Below are 2,181 nucleotides of genomic sequence, written 5' to 3' on the forward strand. Positions count from 1 at the left end.
CCGGCGACCTTGACGTACGTGTTGAGTCGGCCTGGAGCGCGGTGCTGACGTTGCCGCCAGTCCGTTTCTCCAGACCGCTCGCCGAACCGGACGTGCCCGTTCCCGAGCATCCGGCTCTCCACAAGCTCGTGCCGTGGGGTCAGGCTGGGACGGTTGTCGCTGTCCACGGGAGCGGGATCTTCGAACCCCGGTAGCGGTAACGGGTCACCGTCACGCTGGCGGGGTTGAACAGACTGACCCCGTTCTGCGTCGGTCGCCATCCCGGGAGGAAGTGCCGACGCAGGCGCGCCCACGAGATGCCCGGGTGTCGTTTGCGCAGCCAGCCGACTACCCGTTGCCAGGCGAACTGGCCGAGGTAGGCGAAGGTCCGCTTGGACACGCCGTGCTGGAAGTAGGCCGCCCATCCCCGCAGCACCGGGTTAAGCCGGTGCAGCAGGTCGAACAGTCTCCGGTTCGCTGCTCTGCGGGTCAGCGCCCGCACCCGTGCCATCACCGAAAGCAGGGCCTTCTTCGAAGGGTAGGTGTAGAGATGGCGCTGAGCCGTGCCTCGCTTGCGGCGGCGTTGGATGCGCCAGCCGAGAAAGTCGAAGCCCTCATCGAGGTGGACCACGCGGGTCTTCGCGTCCGAGAGCCGTAGGCCCAACGGTGCGAGAAGCCGCGTGACCTGTCCCCGTAGCACCTCGGCGTGCTCACGGGTGCCATAGACCATCACGACGAAATCGTCCGCATAGCGGATCAGCCGATAGGTCGCGCCACCACGTTTACGGATGCCTTGGCGCCGCTGAGGCGTTCCGGTCGACCGCCACACCTCGGCGAAATGATCGTCGAGGGTGGATAGTGCGAGGTTCGCGAGCAGCGGGGACAGTATTCCACCTTGCGGCGTGCCGGTGAGTGATCCGAGTTCGGTTCCGTCGGCGGTGAGGATCCCCGCTTTCAGGAACGCCTTCACCAGAGCCAGGACGCGTTTGTCGCCGACCCGGCGACGCACCCGGCCCATCAGGGCTGTGTGGTCGATCGAGTCGAAACACGCCTCGATGTCCGCGTCCAGCACCCACCGGTAACCATGGGTGTGGAACTGGTGTATCTCGGCGATAGCGTCCTGCGCCCGGCGTCTCGGGCGGAAGCCATAGGAACACGGCTGGAAATCCGCCTCGAAGATCGGTTCGAGTACCAGCTTCAGGGCCGCCTGCACGACCCTGTCCCGCACAGTCGGGATACCCAGCCGGCGCATCCTACCGCCCGACTTCGGGATCATCCGTTCCCGCACGGGCAACGCGACGAACTCGCCGGCCCTCAGATCGGCCCGTAGCTGCGTAAGGAACTCGTCCTCGCCGCGGACCGCCCTGATGTAGTAGGCCGTCGCCCCGTCGACCCCCGCGGTGCGAGCACCACGGTTGGTCCGCACCCGTTCCCACGCGACCATCAGAAACGCGGGATCGGTGACGAGATTGAACAGATCATCAAACCGGCGACTCACGCCCTCCTTCGCCCAACGGTGCAGCTTTGTCTGGATCCCCAGTACCCGCCCCTGCGCCTCGGTGAGACTCAGGGCCGGCGCGCCGGTATTCACCCGCGTCCTCCTGGCCTTCCAGTCCACTCACTGCGAGCTTGCTGCCGCCCTTCGCCATGTGGCCGGCTTTCCCGACCTCGGACTACTACGACGGCTCCGCCCCGCTCTGATGCCATCGGCTGACGACGAGCCTTCCCGCCCCGGTCGGAGGGGAGCACCAGCGCGGTTCCCACGTTCGCCACAGATTCCCTCGGCAGGGTCGGTGTCCAGCTATGCCCCAGCGGCCATCCACGAGTACGCCGCAGGCTTTCCCCGTGGCCACCCAGCCGGACAGACATTCGTTCCCGCCGGGCGCCCCGACGCAGGACGAGATCCACGTCAGGTTCACCGCAGCCCAGCCCACATCCGCCAGGTTCGAGCTGGTGTTTCGCTTGAGGGGCTTTACGACGCTGGTTCCTCACGTACACCTTTCCGCCTCGCTTGCCAGGCCCAGGCCGTCTGGCAGTGCCGACCTGTCCCGTCGTTGTCAGGGCTGCTTCCCGCCCTCCCCGGCGTCTCCCGGCTCAGGCTGCCCTCAGCTCCAACCGGCCTGCTGCGACAGGCCAGCGGTGAAGGTCTCTCACCTCCACAGGAATCCACAGCGCCTCGTGGCGCACCTCGTCGACGAACCA

General features: G+C 66.8%; 1 protein-coding gene. It reads right to left on the reverse strand.

What is annotated here, in order from left to right; genetic code table 11:
- Positions 1-139: 139 nt before the first annotated feature.
- The gene (ltrA, locus tag MXD60_RS26135) at positions 140-1,570 is read right to left on the reverse strand and encodes a group II intron reverse transcriptase/maturase (RefSeq protein WP_248822358.1); all 1,431 of its coding nucleotides are present in this window, start codon (positions 1,568-1,570) and stop codon (positions 140-142) included.
- Positions 1,571-2,181 lie beyond the last annotated feature (611 nt).

The organism is Frankia sp. AgB32, assembly GCF_023243045.1.
GTDB lineage: Bacteria > Actinomycetota > Actinomycetes > Frankiales > Frankiaceae > Frankia.